This is a genomic window from Bacillus sp. CBEL-1 (genome assembly GCF_004348885.1).
Taxonomy (GTDB): Bacteria; Bacillota; Bacilli; order Bacillales; family Bacillaceae_H; genus Priestia; species Priestia aryabhattai_A.
Window position 1 is genome coordinate 74,795 of the sequence record NZ_SBIM01000011.1, and the last position, 16,700, is coordinate 91,494.

General features: G+C 38.5%; 19 protein-coding genes and 1 riboswitch. All 19 genes read right to left on the bottom strand.

The window, feature by feature from the left end:
• Positions 1 to 22: 22 nt before the first annotated feature.
• Positions 23 to 1,114, bottom strand: a complete 1,092-nt coding sequence (locus EPL02_RS08550) for an HD-GYP domain-containing protein (protein ID WP_131887467.1) — start codon at positions 1,112 to 1,114, stop codon at positions 23 to 25.
• Between the two features lie 116 nt (positions 1,115 to 1,230).
• Positions 1,231 to 1,533, bottom strand: a complete 303-nt coding sequence (locus EPL02_RS08555; RefSeq protein ID WP_131887468.1) for a YunC family protein — start codon at positions 1,531 to 1,533, stop codon at positions 1,231 to 1,233.
• Between the two features lie 148 nt (positions 1,534 to 1,681).
• Positions 1,682 to 2,530, bottom strand: a complete 849-nt coding sequence (locus EPL02_RS08560; RefSeq protein WP_131887469.1) for a DUF72 domain-containing protein — start codon at positions 2,528 to 2,530, stop codon at positions 1,682 to 1,684.
• Positions 2,531 to 2,630: 100 nt separating this feature from the next.
• Positions 2,631 to 4,028, bottom strand: a complete 1,398-nt coding sequence (gene sufB / locus EPL02_RS08565) for a Fe-S cluster assembly protein SufB (RefSeq protein WP_025909431.1) — start codon at positions 4,026 to 4,028, stop codon at positions 2,631 to 2,633.
• 54 nt (positions 4,029 to 4,082) lie between these two features.
• Positions 4,083 to 4,517 (bottom strand): Fe-S cluster assembly sulfur transfer protein SufU, encoded by a 435-nt coding sequence (gene sufU / locus EPL02_RS08570; protein ID WP_061785058.1) that lies wholly within the window; start codon positions 4,515 to 4,517, stop codon positions 4,083 to 4,085.
• On the bottom strand, positions 4,507 to 5,727 hold the full coding sequence (locus tag EPL02_RS08575) for a cysteine desulfurase (protein ID WP_131887470.1): 1,221 nt from the start codon (positions 5,725 to 5,727) through the stop codon (positions 4,507 to 4,509). The genes sufU and EPL02_RS08575 overlap by 11 nt, the downstream gene beginning before the upstream one ends.
• On the bottom strand, positions 5,727 to 7,034 hold the full coding sequence (gene sufD / locus EPL02_RS08580) for a Fe-S cluster assembly protein SufD (protein WP_131887471.1): 1,308 nt from the start codon (positions 7,032 to 7,034) through the stop codon (positions 5,727 to 5,729). Before sufD ends, EPL02_RS08575 begins: the two co-directional genes overlap by 1 nt.
• Before the next feature lie 17 nt (positions 7,035 to 7,051).
• Positions 7,052 to 7,837 (bottom strand): Fe-S cluster assembly ATPase SufC, encoded by a 786-nt coding sequence (sufC, locus tag EPL02_RS08585; protein WP_094911157.1) that lies wholly within the window; start codon positions 7,835 to 7,837, stop codon positions 7,052 to 7,054.
• A gap of 226 nt (positions 7,838 to 8,063) precedes the next feature.
• Positions 8,064 to 8,429, bottom strand: a complete 366-nt coding sequence (locus EPL02_RS08590) for a carboxymuconolactone decarboxylase family protein (RefSeq protein WP_094911233.1) — start codon at positions 8,427 to 8,429, stop codon at positions 8,064 to 8,066.
• A gap of 122 nt (positions 8,430 to 8,551) precedes the next feature.
• The gene (locus EPL02_RS08595) at positions 8,552 to 9,394 is read right to left on the bottom strand and encodes a MetQ/NlpA family ABC transporter substrate-binding protein (protein ID WP_094911156.1); all 843 of its coding nucleotides are present in this window, start codon (positions 9,392 to 9,394) and stop codon (positions 8,552 to 8,554) included.
• 16 nt (positions 9,395 to 9,410) lie between these two features.
• A complete protein-coding gene (locus EPL02_RS08600; RefSeq protein ID WP_094911155.1) occupies positions 9,411 to 10,079 on the bottom strand; it encodes a methionine ABC transporter permease in 669 nt (222 codons plus the stop codon).
• Positions 10,069 to 11,097 (bottom strand): methionine ABC transporter ATP-binding protein, encoded by a 1,029-nt coding sequence (locus tag EPL02_RS08605; protein WP_094911154.1) that lies wholly within the window; start codon positions 11,095 to 11,097, stop codon positions 10,069 to 10,071. Before EPL02_RS08605 ends, EPL02_RS08600 begins: the two co-directional genes overlap by 11 nt.
• Before the next feature lie 110 nt (positions 11,098 to 11,207).
• A riboswitch (SAM riboswitch) is annotated at positions 11,208 to 11,314 on the bottom strand.
• A gap of 143 nt (positions 11,315 to 11,457) precedes the next feature.
• Positions 11,458 to 11,757: a thioredoxin family protein gene (locus EPL02_RS08610; protein ID WP_094911153.1), complete on the bottom strand. Its 300-nt coding sequence runs from the start codon at positions 11,755 to 11,757 to the stop codon at positions 11,458 to 11,460.
• Between the two features lie 13 nt (positions 11,758 to 11,770).
• Positions 11,771 to 12,121 carry a toprim domain-containing protein gene (locus EPL02_RS08615; RefSeq protein WP_025909441.1) on the bottom strand — a complete coding sequence of 117 codons (351 nt, stop codon included), beginning with the start codon at positions 12,119 to 12,121 and terminating at the stop codon, positions 11,771 to 11,773.
• Positions 12,122 to 12,349: 228 nt separating this feature from the next.
• Positions 12,350 to 12,592 (bottom strand): YusG family protein, encoded by a 243-nt coding sequence (locus tag EPL02_RS08620; RefSeq protein WP_094911152.1) that lies wholly within the window; start codon positions 12,590 to 12,592, stop codon positions 12,350 to 12,352.
• 108 nt (positions 12,593 to 12,700) lie between these two features.
• Positions 12,701 to 13,084, bottom strand: coding sequence for a glycine cleavage system protein GcvH (gene gcvH / locus EPL02_RS08625; RefSeq protein WP_094911151.1), 384 nt, complete (start codon positions 13,082 to 13,084; stop codon positions 12,701 to 12,703).
• Positions 13,085 to 13,197: 113 nt separating this feature from the next.
• Positions 13,198 to 13,554, bottom strand: coding sequence for an arsenate reductase family protein (locus EPL02_RS08630; protein WP_131887472.1), 357 nt, complete (start codon positions 13,552 to 13,554; stop codon positions 13,198 to 13,200).
• 149 nt (positions 13,555 to 13,703) lie between these two features.
• Positions 13,704 to 15,488, bottom strand: coding sequence for an acyl-CoA dehydrogenase family protein (locus EPL02_RS08635; protein WP_131887473.1), 1,785 nt, complete (start codon positions 15,486 to 15,488; stop codon positions 13,704 to 13,706).
• Positions 15,489 to 15,509: 21 nt separating this feature from the next.
• Positions 15,510 to 16,688: an acetyl-CoA C-acetyltransferase gene (locus EPL02_RS08640; RefSeq protein ID WP_094911148.1), complete on the bottom strand. Its 1,179-nt coding sequence runs from the start codon at positions 16,686 to 16,688 to the stop codon at positions 15,510 to 15,512.
• Positions 16,689 to 16,700 lie beyond the last annotated feature (12 nt).

Sequence of the window (16,700 nt, forward strand, 5' to 3'; positions counted from 1 at the left end):
AACGCTATTTTCTAAAAGTTTTCTATGTTTGTTTTAAATCACTGCTGATAATCATTAATGTCGGACTTTCTTTTAAATCAATTTCATAAGGTTTATCTAATATTCTATCTTCTTCCTCCTGAATAAGAATATAAGGTCGATCACTTAGACCTTTGTTCTGCTGGCTCACTACGCCTTTTCTTTGGTCATTCAGCGTTACAAAAAGACCAATAGGATAAACTGCAATCGCTCGTCTAAAAGCGCTTATCATGTCTTTATCAAACTGACTTCCCGCCCCCGCATATAGAATTTCTAACCCTTCGTGAGGGAGGAGAGCGCTTCTATACACGCGATTTGACGTCACGGCATCGTACACATCCGCAATTGCGATAATTTTACTAAATAGATGAATTCGCTCTTCTTTAATTCCTAGTGGATACCCTGATCCGTCTAACCTTTCATGATGCTGATACGCGCAAGTGGCGGAAAGCATAGAGACATTAGGCGTACTTCGTAATAACTCGTACCCATAAGTAGTATGCTTTTTCATCAACTTAAATTCTTCATCCGTTAACTTTCCAGGCTTGTTTAAAATATCTTGCGGAATTAACATTTTCCCTACATCATGTAGCATAGCTCCTGCACCTAGCTTTTCTAGAGCAGGCTGAGTTAACCCTATTTCTTTTCCAAGTGAAAGGGCATAAAGAGTTACGTTCACAGAATGAGAAAATACATAATTATCGTATATATATACATCCGTTAACAATGACAGTACGTCATCATTATTCATCATCTCATCTACTAATTGATTGCCAATTTTATGTACTTCGCGAAATGATTGTTCTAAAAGCGCAACACGCGTTTTTTCATGCTTTTTTTGAAGAGATTGAAAGACATCCTCCACTGATTTCATTGCTTTTTTCCGAAGCGAAAGTGGAATAGTAGAATTCACAACAATATCATTTGTTCGTTTATCACCTATGTATACAAAGGTAACACCTCGTTGCTTTAAACGATTAATAATAGTCTCTGTCAAAGGTATGCCTGCATTAATTAGCGTGTTTCCGGCTTCATCTAATATTGGTTTTGCCAAACATACACCTGGGCTCAATGATTGAATTGCAACTAATTTCATAGTAACTCCCTAACTATCTATTATTTTATAATCGCTATAAAAGAGGTAGAACCTTTACTACCTCTCGTTTAAATTCTTTCAGACAAAAAATGGAGCATAAAGATATTTTCTCTCAACTAAATCATTTTTAATAAAGCTTCGCGCCCTATCATACCTGGATAAATGCCCAAATGTTCTGCTTCCACAGTAACTGACTCTAAAGGTGCATTTAACAGATCGTCAATTGTACGTACACCAACTGCTCTTCCTGCAATAATCTGTCTACTAACTAGCTTTTCATTCAAAAGGCCAACATCTAATGCCCCACACATAATATATCCCTTATCCGAAGACACAGTTAGCAGCGTTGTTTTGGGAAGCAGTACGGTAACCGCATTAAACGTATGACCATTAATAACAACAGGTTCCAATGTAATCAAATTTCCCACTCCTTTCTTAATCAAAATATGATGATTTTCAAAAAGAGTGAGCTTTAGACTACTTTTTTATAATTATACAAGAAATTACATACTTTGTGTCTAGATTAATTGTTAAAAACGATATGCGCTTATCAATCTGTTTTACCAGTCAATCAAATAAATTTAACTGTTTAGGTGCTAAATCTGTATACTGGATATCAAGCAAACTAATTAATTCCTTAGCGTTATCAACTGCGTCTCCGCCGGAGTTATTGTTAAAAACGATATAAATATCCTTTGTTTTTCGCTTTAATGCTTCAATATGCTGCTTCCACTCAAGTAATTCTTGATGGTTATAACGATATAAAAAGCGTATTTTACGCCAGTTAGGGTCTCCACTTTTATTCCAACCATGAACGTTTCGACCATGAAATCGAATCAGCGTTTTCTCAGCACTCGTAGGATGTAAAACGGTCGGTACAGACCCTTCACCCGCTTGTGGCTCATCGCAAATGCCATGAATCCATTTCTCTTTCTCCATAAACATAAGCGTCTTATCATACCACTGTGGCGTAAACCAAGACTGATTACGAAACTCTAAAGTAACAGGTAGATCACCGAATTTTTCACGGCTGTAACGCAAATAATTAACGTTTTCTTTCGTACAGTTAAACCAAGGTGGCATTTGAAACAGAATCATTGCAAGCTTATTAGCTTTTACATAAGGACTGACTGAATCCATAAATGCATCAAACATCTCGTCTTTACTATCAAAGGGTATTTCATTTCGCATATGACCTGTCATACCCTGATAAGCTTTTACAACGAATTGAAACGAATCAGGGGTATCTGCTACCCACTTTTCGATGGTTGTTTTAGGTTGAATTGCATAAAAAGATGCGTCTACTTCAACTGTTGGAAAATGACCTGCATATACAGCTAACTTATCTCGCGCAGGCACGCCCATTTCATACAAAGATGAATGATCTCCCCACCCTGTTACGCCTACGTATATCACAAAATCCCTCCAATATGTATTAAGCTATGTACTATTATTTTAATACAAACTCATGAAAAAAACTCGCTTGTATAAACAAGCGAGTTTAAAAAATTATTTATTAACCGATAGACCCTTCCATTTCGAACTTGATTAGACGGTTCATTTCTACCGCATATTCCATTGGAAGTTCTTTTGTAAATGGTTCAATGAAGCCCATTACGATCATTTCTGTTGCTTCTTCTTCAGAAATACCGCGACTCATTAGATAGAATAACTGCTCTTCAGATACTTTTGAAACTTTCGCTTCGTGCTCTAAAGAGATGTTATCGTTGTAAATTTCGTTGTATGGAATTGTATCAGATGTTGATTGGTTATCCATAATTAACGTATCACACTCAATGTTTGAGCGAGCACCTTCAGCTTTGCGACCAAAGTGAACGATACCACGGTACGTTACTTTACCACCTTGCTTCGAAATAGACTTCGAAACAATTGTAGAAGATGTGTTTGGTGCTAAGTGAATCATTTTCGCACCCGCATCTTGGTGTTGGCCTTTACCAGCTAAGGCAATTGATAATGTCATACCACGTGCGCCTTCACCTTTTAAGATAACAGCTGGGTATTTCATTGTTAATTTAGAACCGATGTTTCCATCAACCCATTCCATTGTTGCATTCGCTTCACATACAGCACGCTTCGTTACTAGGTTATATACGTTATTCGCCCAGTTTTGAATCGTTGTATAACGGCAGTATGCGTCTTTTTTAATGATGATTTCTACAACCGCACTGTGTAGAGAGTTAGTTGTATAAACCGGCGCTGTACAGCCTTCTACGTAGTGTACGTGTGCACCTTCATCTACGATGATTAGCGTACGTTCGAATTGACCCATGTTCTCAGAGTTAATACGGAAGTATGCTTGAAGTGGCGTATCTACTTTGATCCCTTTTGGTACGTAGATAAACGAACCACCAGACCAAACAGCTGAGTTTAACGCAGCAAATTTGTTATCCGTTGGCGGAATTACTTTCGCCCAGTGCTCACGGAAAATCTCTTCATTTTCCTTTAATGCAGTATCTGTATCTTTAAATACGATTCCTTGTGCTTCAAGGTCTTCTTTCATGTTGTGATATACAACTTCAGATTCGTACTGAGCAGATACACCAGCTAGGTACTTTTGCTCTGCTTCAGGAATACCAAGCTTATCAAACGTTTGTTTAATTTCTTCAGGAACCTCATCCCAAGAGCGCTCTGACTTCTCTGAAGGCTTTACGTAGTACGTAATTTCATCAAAGTTCAGGCTAGACATGTCTCCGCCCCACTGTGGCATTGGCATGCTGTAGAAATGCTCAAGTGATTTTAAGCGGAAATCAAGCATCCACTGTGGCTCGTCTTTCATGCGAGAAATTTCTTCTACAATTTCTTTTGTTAATCCTCGTTCAGAACGGAAAATAGAAACGTCCTTATCCGAGAACCCGTATTTATAATCGCCGATTTCCGGCATCTTTTTTGCCATTTGTTATTACCCCCTACTTGATAGGATTGGGAATGAACAAAGGCCTAACAGGACTTAATTCTGTTCTTTTAGGCCTTTTTCCATCGCTTTCCACGCTAATGTTGCACATTTAATACGTGCTGGAAACTTTGAAACACCTTGAAGTGCTTCAATGTCTCCTAAATCTATACTATCATCATACTCTTTTCCTTGCATCATATCTGAGAAGATGTTCGCAAGTTCAAGAGCTGTTTCAATCTCTTGCCCTTTAATTGCCTGTGTCATCATTGAAGCAGATGACATAGAGATTGAACAGCCTTCTCCTTCAAACTTTGCATCTGTTACTTTGCCATCTTCTACTTTAAGTGATAATTCGATACGGTCACCACACGTTGGGTTATTCATTTGAATTTGAACCGTATCTTCTTCTAAAGACCCACGATTTCGAGGGTTTTTATAATGATCCATAATCACTTGACGATAAAGAGTATCTAAATTGTTAAAAGACATTTGTGAAATACTCCTTCGTTTTAATTAGTGATGACACTAATTGATCGATTTCTTCTTCTGTATTATACAAGTAGAAACTTGCACGTGCAGTTGAAGATACATTTAAATATTTCATTAACGGCTGTGCACAGTGATGCCCTGCGCGTACAGCAACTCCTTCAGCATCCAAAACGGTTGCTACATCATGTGGGTGAACATCATCAAGATTAAACGTAACGACGCCAGCACGCTCTTTCGGTCCGTAAATGGTAATACCCTCTACTTCTGAAAGACGATCTAGTGCGTAATTGGCTAATCGATGCTCATGAGCAAGAATATTATCCAAGCCCACTTCCTCTAGAAAATCAATAGCTGCACCTAATCCAATTGCTCCTGCAATAATAGGCGTTCCACCTTCAAATTTCCAAGGAAGCTCTTTCCATGTTGAATCGTATAGGTTAACGAAATCAATCATTTCCCCTCCGAATTCAACTGGCTCCATCTTTTCTAATAACTCTTTTTTTCCATACAGCACGCCAATGCCTGTTGGACCGCACATTTTGTGACCAGAAAACGCAAAGAAGTCGCAGTCTAAGTCCTGTACATCCACCTTCATATGAGGCGTACTTTGTGCACCGTCTACAACCATGATTGCCCCGTGTTGGTGAGCAATTTCCGCAATTTCTTTTACCGGATTAATTGTGCCTAATACGTTAGAAACATGCATAACCGAAACAATTTTTGTATTTGACGTAATCGTTTCTTTAACCGTTTCTAATGAAAGAGCATGGTCTTCTGTAAGATCAATATATTTTAATGTTGCTCCTGTTGCTTTTGCAACTTGCTGCCATGGAATGATGTTACTGTGATGCTCCATATAAGTGATAACAATTTCATCACCAGGTTGCAAATTGGCACGTCCATAGCTAGCAGCAACAATATTTAAAGCTGTAGTTGTTCCACGCGTAAAGATAATTTCTTCTGTTGATTTCGCATTAATAAACTTTCTTACTTTTTCACGTGCACCTTCGTAACCATCCGTAGCCATCGTACCCAGTGTATGAACACCTCTGTGTACGTTTGAGTTATATTCTCTATAGTACTTATCAAGTGCTTCAATCACTTGAACTGGCTTTTGAGAAGTAGCAGCGCTATCTAAGTAAACAAGCGGGTGTCCATTTACTTCTTGGTCTAAAATCGGAAACTGTTTGCGAATATCAGCAACGTTCATTATCGAACTTTCCTTTCAATTAACTCCGTTAACTGTGTTTTCACCGTTTCAACCGGAAGCTCATTTACAACTGGAGCTAAGAAACCATGAATAACTAGGCGTTCAGCTTCAACTTGTGGAATACCACGGCTCATTAAATAATAAAGCTGTAATGGATCTACGCGACCTACAGAAGCTGCGTGTCCTGCTGTTACATCATCTTCATCAATTAATAAGATTGGATTAGCATCTCCACGAGCTTTTTCGCTTAGCATTAATACGCGAGACTCTTGCTCAGCATTTGATTTAGATGCACCGTGTTCAATTTTACCGATTCCGTTAAAGATTGAAGACGCGCTGTCTTTCATTACACCATGCTTTAAGATGTAACCTTCAGAATTTTTACCGAAGTGAATAATGCTCGTCGTTAAGTTTTGCTTTTGCTCACCGCGACCTACTGTAACTGTTTTCGTATCACCATATGAACCATCGCCCATTAGGTATGTGATGTTTTCAGAAACTGTGTTTCCTTCACTCATTAAGCCTAATGCCCACTCAATGCGACCGTCTTTACCAGCAACACCGCGGCGATTTACGTAGCTAGTTGTTCCTTTTGCAAGGTAGTCTACGGCACCAAAGGTTACTTTTGCATTATTATTTGCAAATACTTCTGTCACAACGTTTACTACACCGTTTGATTCTTCAGAAGTAGCAATGTAGTTTTCTACATACGTAACAGAGCTATTATCTTCTGCAACCACAATAACGTGGTTGAAAAGTGCTGCCTCTTCGTCTTCACGTACGAAAACGGCTTGAAGTGGCTCTTTTACTTCAACATTTTTTGGTACGTAAACAAATACGCCACCGTTAAGCAGTGCAGCGTGAAGAGCTGTTAAACGATGCTCATCAACTTTTACACCATCTTTCATGAAGTACTTTTGTACAAGCTCTTCATGTTCTTTTGCAGCTGTTTGGATATCAGTAAAGATAACCCCTTGTTCTTTTAACTCATCTGTTAACGTTGCATATGCAGCTGTTTGGTCACGTTGAACATATAAGTTTTTAACCGCTTCTGTATCAATAAGTGCTCTTACAGACTCAGGAAGCTCATCAATTGAAGAAATTGCTTTTGCTTCAGCATCATGCTTTGAGAAATCTGTAAAGTTCCACTTTGTAATATTTGTTTTATCTGGTTTTGGTAGTGGAAGATCTTCTGCTTTCGCAAGAGCTTGTAAACGAAGATCTAACAACCATTTCGGCTCATCAGCTTTTTCAGAAAAACTGCGAACGTACCCTTGATCAAATGGTAATTTTGTATCAATAGTCATAGAAATCCTCCTAATGCTTATGCTTCTTGCCCTACAGTTTCGTCTTCAATACCTAATTCTTTCTTAATCCAGTCATAGCCTTCTGCTTCTAAACGCTGAGCTAATTCAGGACCGCCTGATTTTACCACGCGACCTTGCATCATAACGTGAACATGGTCTGGTGTGATGTAGTTTAATAGACGTTGGTAGTGAGTGATCATTAAGCAACCAAAGTCGCTACCACGTAGCTCGTTGATTCCTTTTGATACTACTTTTAATGCATCGATATCTAAACCTGAATCAATCTCATCAAGGATTGCAATAGCAGGTTGTAACATCATTAATTGCAGGATTTCATTACGCTTTTTCTCTCCACCAGAGAAACCTTCATTTAAATAACGTTGTGCCATATCTTGATCCATTTCTAAGAAATCCATGTTTTTGTCTAGTTGACGGATAAATTTCATTAGTGAAATTTCATCGCCTTCTTCACGACGTGCATTAATTGATGAACGTAAGAAATCTGCGTTTGTTACACCGCTAATTTCACTTGGGTATTGCATTGCAAGGAATAGACCTGCACGCGCACGCTCGTCCACTTCCATCTCAAGCACGTCTTCACCATCAAGTGTAATGCTACCTTGTGTTACTTCATATTTAGGGTGTCCCATAATTGCTGAAGATAAAGTCGATTTACCTGTACCATTTGGACCCATGATTGCATGAATCTCTCCGCCTTTAACTTCTAAGTTAACACCTTTTAAAATCTCTTTGCCTTCAATTGACACATGAAGATCTTTAATGATTAAAGTTGAACCTGCCATACTAAAACCTCCAGTTATAGATGTATATACTAAAATCAGATATACCTATATCTTTTTAATTATTCTCATTTTATTCTCATTACAATCTTATAACAAATGAAAACTTATAGCAACCTTTTGCGATAAACGCTTTTCCCTTATATGTATACATATTTTAAACGTACAAAAAACGTTGCTTTCATAGGCATAACTAGCCTTTAAAGCAACGTCTGCTTATCATTTATATTTAGTGTGTTTGACGTTTTAACTCCTGCATGCATTCCTGTACTAACGTGACCGATTGGCTCATCGCTGCTCCACCACCGAATGCTGCCGAAACACCACAAGCTTCTAGAATCTCTTGCTCAGTTGCTCCGTTATCTAGGCAACCTTTTGTATGATAAATCATGCAATATTCATCTTGAGCTACAACGCTAATTCCTAATGCAATAAGCTGCTTGTCTTTTTTAGAAATAGACCCTTCTTCAAAACAAGCCTCTGTGAAAGTGTTGAACGCTTCAGTCAACTTTGGAAGCTTTTCGCTGAATGTTCCAATTCCTACCTTATAGTTATGAAGTGCCTGTTCCGTTGAATGATTTGTTTCTTGTTGCATCTCTCTTGCCAACTCCATTCGTCATAGTTTTCCTCATTAGTATGGATGATACAAATCGGAGTTATACTTGACGATAAAAATAGAAAAAGTCGACCAGATCTAAACTAGTCGACTTTAATATATTACTCGTTTACAGGAAGCACCGCGCCTTTATACTTCTCTTCAATGAAATCTTGAATTTCTTTTGAATGAAGCACTTCTACTAACGCTTTTACTTCTTCTTTGTTTTCATCACCTTTACGAACCGTGATGATGTTTGCATACGGATTGTTTTCTTTTGACTCTACAGCGATTGGGTCTTTAACAGGATCTAAACCAGCATCTAAAGCATAGTTTGCATTAATGACAACAGCATCACCTTCATTGTTGTTATAAACCTGAGGTAATAAACCACCTTCAACGTCTGCTTTAAACGTTAGGTTTTTAGGGTTTTCTACAATATCATCAAGCGTTGCATCTTGCTTTTTAACGCCTTCCTTCAACTTAACTACGCCTTCTTTTTCAAAAATTGAAAGAATACGACCTTGTTCTGCTACTGCATCACGCATAATTACCGTACCGTTTTTCGGAAGGTCTTTTAATGACTTGTATTTTTTAGAGTAGATACCAATTGGCTCGATATGAATCGCTCCTGCACTTACAAAATCATAATTAGGATTTTCTTCTAATACAGAGTCTAGATAAGGAATGTGCTGGAAGTAGTTTGCATCAATTTCTTTTCCATCTAATGCTGTATTAGGTAAAATATAATCTTGGAATGGTTTAATGTCTAACTCAATTCCTTTTTCCTCTAACAATGGTTTTGCTTCTTCTAAAATTTCAGCATGCGGAATATTTGACGCTCCAACCACAATTTTCTTCTCGTCTTCTGATGAATCTGAACCACTGCCTCCAGATGAACCACAAGCCGCTAAACCTAAAACTAAAGCAGATGATAAAGCAAATGTTGAAACCCATTTTTTCATAATATATTTCCTCCTCTTATCGTTTATCAATTTTAGATGTGATAAAATCACCAATGAACTGGATAATAAATACAATTACTAAAATTAAAACTGTCGCCACAAGGGTTACATCACTATTATTTCGCTGGAAGCCTTCTAAATATGCTAAGTTTCCTAAACCACCAGCTCCAACCGCTCCAGCCATTGCCGTATAGCCAATGAGTGCGATTGCTGTAACCGTCAAACCAGAAATCAAAGCAGGCATTGATTCTGGAAGCAGCACTTTAAAAATAATTGTGCTTGTTGTAGCTCCCATTGACTTTGCTGCTTCAATAACACCTTTATCAATTTCACGAAGGCCGATTTCAACCATACGCGCGTAAAACGGTGCTGCTCCAACAATAAGAGCTGGCAGTGCTGCTTCTGCTCCAAGCATCGTTCCTACAATCGCTTTTGTAAATGGAATGAGCAAAATCAGTAAGATGATAAATGGAATGGATCGAAAAATATTTACGAACGCTCCTATAATAATATTAACGAAGCGGTTTTCCCAAAGCTGTCCTTTGCCTGTTAAAAATAGAAGTAGGCCTAATATAATTCCTAATATAAAGGTGGCAACGACTGAGATACTTGTCATATACAGTGTTTCAATCGTTGCTGCGCTGAACTTATCATACGTTACGTTTGGAAATAATTCAGTTAGCATCCGTCATCACCTCAATTTCTACCTGTTGTTCACGGATGTACTCGATTACTTTATTAACCTCTGCCTTTTCACCGTCTAAATGAATAAACAAAGTTCCGTAAGAGCCTGTTTGTGTATAAGAGACCTTCCCTTGTAAAATGTTAATCGTGACATCGAACGCTTTTAAAATACTCGTAATGAGCGGTTGCTCTGCTTTTCCACCTACAAATGTAAGCTGAACAATTTGACCGCTCGGATAAAGTTCTTTCACCTGTTCAACTGTCTCAAACGTTTCTTCTGGCTCTGAGATTTGCTGTACAAATCGTTTTGTAATATTTTGCTGTGGTTTACGGAACACTTCAAGTACTTCTCCCTGTTCAACTACTTTCCCATTTTCCATCACGGCTACACGATGACAAATTTTACGGATAACGTGCATTTCATGAGTAATTAAAACAATCGTTAAACCTAACTTTTCATTAATATCAACTAACAAATCTAAAATTGAATCTGTTGTTTGTGGATCAAGTGCTGATGTTGCTTCGTCGCATAATAGAACTTTTGGGTTGTTGGCTAGCGCTCTTGCAATCCCTACACGCTGCTTTTGTCCACCGCTTAGCTGAGATGGATAGGCGTTTTCTCTTCCTTCCAATCCGACTAATTTAATAAGCTCGTTTACACGTTCTGCTCGTTTACCTTTAGAAACACCTGCAATTTCAAGCGGAAACGCAATATTTTCCTGAACGGTACGAGACCAAAGCAAATTAAAATGTTGGAAAATCATACTAATTTCCTGTCTAGCTTGTCTAAGCTTAGCACCCTTAACCTTTCCAATTTGGTTCCCTGCTACTTCGACAGTTCCAGAAGTAGGTGTTTCTAAACCATTTAATAAGCGAATAAGGGAGCTTTTCCCTGCCCCGCTGTATCCAATGATACCGAAGATTTCACCTTTTGCTACTGACAAATTAACTTGATCAACAGCCGTAACTTTTCCACTTTTAGCATCATATATTTTTGTTACATCTTGTAACGTAATCATCTTCTTCACCTTCTTTGTTGACTTGCTCTGTCTGCTTAGTGTGTCCTTGCTTTTTGAAAATAAAAAAACCTTTCTACACATGAGCAGAAAGGTTTATGATTAAATCCTTTCTCTCATCTTTCAAAGCTTATGCTTTGCAGGAATTGGCACCATTTCAGTTAGTCTGACGGTTGCCGGGTTTCACAGGGCACAGTCCCTCCACCTCTCTTGATAAGAGTTAACGACAAATTATTAAAATTATTTTGTTTTCATTAAATATTCATTCATTTATGTTTGTGATTCTAGCATGTGTCAGAAAGGGTGTCAACAAAAATATGCATAGGATAATAATCCCATGCACACTTGTAAACAAATACTTATTTAGCTAAGACGTTCTATTACGTGTTCAACGGAGTGAAAAGCATAAAGCTTCTGTTTCATTTCGCCATTTTTAAATTCAATTAAGCATGGAACACTTTCAATTTCAAGCAAAGAAGCTTTAGCAGGCATATAATTTAAATTACTCATTCCAATTGTTAACTCTGGAATAACCGCCTCCGCTACTGTTAACATTTTTTTAGCTAATTGGCACGTTCCACAAAGGGGGGTATGAAAAAAAATGACGGTACGCTCGTCTTTATTTAGCTTTTCGTCTAGCTGCTCTTCTGTCCATTCTTCCATGTTATTCATCCTTCTATATTAAAAATTCTGCGTTAACATCTATATTAGCACTTAAGAGCACCGTAGCAATGTGATTTCTTGGTGCCGCCGCTACCTCGCGATACATTTTATCGATATAAAGGTGCTCCGCTTCTGGGAGTTCTTTTTTAAACTGTTTTCGTAATTTATTGCCAGAATCATCTGAATCGACTAAGATGTACACATCTTTATCATATGTGGAATCGATAATCTCATCTAGCTTTGACAAGCTAATGGTTCCATTTGTACAAATAATCTCAATAGGTTCATTAATAATGCTCTCGATTCTCTTTTTGTCAGACTTACCTTCTACAATAATTACTTTTTCAATTTCTATTAAACGCATCGTCATCACCTATAATTATCAGTTGTATAGTAACGTTATTCCTTTATGCTATACAATATTCGTTAATGTAACACAGTTCCCCTGTTTTTTAAAAGATTTTGCTGTAAAAAGAACATATATGGACTGTTTTATTGAAGAATAGACTATTTTCGGTCATTTTAGACTGATGGCGCCAAACCTTATATGGTTGGCGCCATCACCCTTTCACGCAGAGATTTCATGCTAAATTTAGCACCAACCCTCTTCTGAATCACAGTCCGTATACTTTTGTGTAGTTCCAGTTTGGACGTCAGCATACTGATAAATCTTATTATTTTCCTGCGTGTAGCCTGACTCTAAATTGTATTCATTACCCGTTGCACCGTAATTCACATGGCCAATCGATTCTTTATCGACATACAATTGCATACCGTTTTCATGAAATTTTGCTGTAATTCGATCCGTTACGTCAACTTTTTTACGTTCAAACATAAAAAGACACCCCTTTAGCTTGTTTACTAAATAGAGTGCCCTTTTTGTTATAGGTACATGAAGACAAATTATGGATATACCAAATGAAATGTCTTAAGATGAAGTCAATTAACCTTCGTTAATCATTTCATCGTATTGTTCAGCTGTCATAAGTTTCTCAACATCTGCTGAATCAGCAGGCTTAATTACAACCATCCATGCTTTTTCATATGGAGACTCGTTTACAAACTCAGGATTGTCACTTAATTCTTCGTTTACTTCTACAACCTCACCGCTAATTGGTGCATATAGCTCTGATACTGTTTTTACAGATTCTACGCTACCAAACGGCTCATCTGCTTCAACTTTATCGCCAACTTCTGGAAGCTCAACAAATACAATGTCACCAAGTTCAGATTGAGCAAAGTGTGTAATTCCTACTCGGAAAACTTCTCCTTCGTTTTTTACCCACTCATGCTCTTCTGAATAACGCAACTCTTTTGGTGTACTCATCTTAATCCCTCCAATAAATTATGTATGCCGCTAACGAATAGCAACGACTACCTCTTATCAGTGTAACGTAAAAAGGAGGTTTTTTCTATTTGAATCCGCACAGAATTTTAAATTTATTTCCACGTTGTTTCAAATTCTTCTTCTTTAAATCCTACCGTTACTTTATCACCGTCAGTTAATAAAGGGCGCTTGATTAACATCCCATCAGATGAAAGGATTTCAAGTAATTCTTCATCACTTGCTGTTGCAACTTTGTCTTTTAAACCTAACTCACGATATTTCTTACCACTTGTGTTAAAAAACTTCTTTAATGGCAACCCGCTATTTTTATAGTAACTAGTCAGCTGATCTTTTGTTGGGGGATTTTCAATAATATGAATTTCTTCATATGCCACCCCACTTTGATCTAGCCACTGCTTTGCTTTTCGGCATGTCCCACATTTAGGGTACGAATAAAATAATACGCTCATCATTTTTCCTCCTTTCTCTTTGCTTTTTCGTATTTTAACATATTCAACTTTAATTTACCTATTTTAGTTCTCACTTAAACAAAGAAAAGCTGTGTAAAGGAAGGTGTCTACCCCTCCTCTTTACACAGCACTTATTCCATACTTTAAAATTACACAATAAAGCGTTCTTCTTCCAATACAACCTTTGCAATTTCTCGTTTAACAGCAATAACGTTGACCGGCGTGTGACGAGTTAGCTTACGTAATGACGAAAGCATCATGCGTAGCGTATCTCCCTCTTCTACAGCAATAAGCGTTTCTTTTGCATCCGCTTCGATTTTATTGAATGCTTCTTGACAAAATACTTTTGTATAGTTTACTTTAAGCTGATTTTTTTCTTCTCCATTTTTCAAAATCGCTTTTTCTGTACGTAATACAGCTGATTCCATTGCATATACGTTGCTAATCATGTCAGAGATATTAACTAGAACTTCTTGTTCACCCTCAAGCTTTTTGCCATACTTTTGAGCTGCTAAACCAAGTAGTAATAGCGCAATCTTTTTACCATTACGAACTAATAGTTTTGATTGATCTAACGCGCCTTCTCCAGCCTCTTCGGGCATTAGCATCATGAGCTCTTCCTGTAGTGACTGCGCTTTTTGAAGAAGCGGAAGTTCACCTTTTAAGGCTTTGCGTAAGTACGTTCCTGGCACCAATAAACGGTTAATTTCGTTTGTCCCTTCAAAGATGCGGTTGATTCTAGAATCACGGTATAAGCGTTCAATCTCATATTCACTCATAAAGCCGTAACCACCGTGAAGCTGAACTCCTTCATCAACCAAATAATCTAGCACTTCCGTCGCAAATACCTTATTTAATGAACACTCGATGGCATACTCTGCAATTGAAGCAGCAATTTCTTTCCCATCTTTTTGTTGCTCTTCTGATAACTGACCCATTCTGTCTTCAAAGAGACCTACTGTACGATAAACAGAGCTTTCAGAAGCGTATAATTTAGCTGCCATTGTTGCAATTTTTTCTTGTGTTAACGAAAACTTTGCAATTGGAGTCTTAAACTGTTGACGTTGATTCACGTATTCAGAAGTTAACTCCATGGCACGCTTACCAGCTCCTACTGCACCTACACCTAGCTTATAGCGGCCAATATTTAAGATATTAAACGCAATAATGTGCCCTTTTCCAATCTCTCCAAGTACGTTTTCTTTTGGCACATGTGCATCTTCTAAAATCAAGGTACGTGTGGAGGAACTCTTAATACCCATTTTCTTTTCTTCAGGACCAACAGACACACCTGCATAATCACGTTCGACGATAAATGCGGAAAATTGCTCTCCGTCTATTTTCGCATACACAACAAATACGTCAGCAAAGCCAGCGTTTGTAATCCATTGTTTTTCACCATTCAACACGTAGTGAGTTCCTTCTGCATTTAGACGAGCAACAGTTTTCGCTCCTAATGCATCAGAACCTGATCCTGGTTCTGTTAACGCATACGCTGCAATCTTACCTCCAGTTGCTAAATCTGGTAGATATTTTTGCTTTTGCTCTTCCGTTCCAAATAGCACGATTGGTAGAGAACCGATTCCAACATGTGCACCGTGTGTGATAGAGAATCCTCCTGCACGTGACATCTTTTCAGCAATTAATGCTGATGCAACCTTATCCAATCCAAGACCACCATACTCTTCTGGAACATCAGCTCCTAGTAATCCAAGGTCCCCAGCTTGCTTTAATAGTTTCACTGAGCGATCAAACTCATGTTTTTCTAAAAATTCTACTTGTGGTATTACTTCGTTCTCAACGTATTCATCCGTTGTTTTAGCAATCATTTTATGCTCGCTTGTGAAATCCTCCGGTGTATATACTCGCTCTGCGGAAAGATCATTAATTAAAAAGCTACCACCTTTAATTGTTTGTTCCGTTTGATTTGCCATCTCCATATCCCCCTTATTTCATTAAGCTAATAGTTCAAATACACCAGCAGCGCCCATCCCGCCACCAATACACATCGTTACAACGCCAAACTGTTCATTTCTTCTCTTCATTTCATGTAATAAACTGAGCGTTAGTTTTGTACCGGTGCAGCCAAGTGGGTGACCTAGAGCAATTGCTCCACCGTTAACGTTCACGCGATCTTCATCGATGTTTAACTCACGAATAACACCTAATGCTTGAGATGCAAAGGCTTCATTCAACTCAAATAACCCAATATCTGAAAGCTCAAGCCCCGCTAATTTTAATGCTTTTGGAATCGCGGCTATCGGTCCAATTCCCATCACTTCCGGTGGAACACCACCAACTGCAAACGAGCGAAACTTCGCTAGCGGACGAAGGCCTTCTGCTTCAGCCTGTTCACGATCCATCAGCATCACGGTTGCCGCTCCGTCGCTTGTTTGCGACGAGTTACCTGCCGTTACTGAACCCGTTACGGAAAATGCAGGTCGTAGTTTACTTAAGATTGCGGCTGTTGTTCCCTCACGTACGCCTTCATCCTGTGAAAAGACAACCTTGTTTTCTTCCAGCTTATTTTTACTGTTTAAACGTCTCATTGTCACTTCAACAGGAACAATTTCATCTTTAAACTTACCTTCCTGAAGAGCTTGAGCTGCTTTTTGATGACTTCTTACAGCAAATGCATCTTGGTCTTCTCGCGAAATTCCATACTTTAAAGCAACTTGCTCTGCTGTATGTCCCATTCCCATATAATATTCAGGTGCATTTTCTACTAGCTGTATGTTTGGACGCGCAACGTTTCCAAACATCGGAACCATACTCATCGATTCTGCTCCTCCAGCCAATACAGTTTTGGCCTGCCCTAACATAATACGCTCTGCTCCGTAGGCAATACTTTGTAAGCCTGAAGAGCAATAACGATTGATTGTGATAGCAGGGACCGTGTATGGGAGCCCGGCTAATGCTCCGATATTACGCGCCATATTCAAACCTTGTTCAGCTTCTGGCATCGCACATCCGATAATTAAATCGTCAATTGGCCCTTCATAGCCCCCGGCTCTTCTTAGCGTTTCCTTTACCGTAATTGCACCTAAATCATCAGGACGAACCGTAGCAAGCGTCCCCTTTTTCGCTTTTCCAACCGGTGTTCTTGCACCAGCTACAATTACCGCTTCTCTCATTCCTTCTCCCCC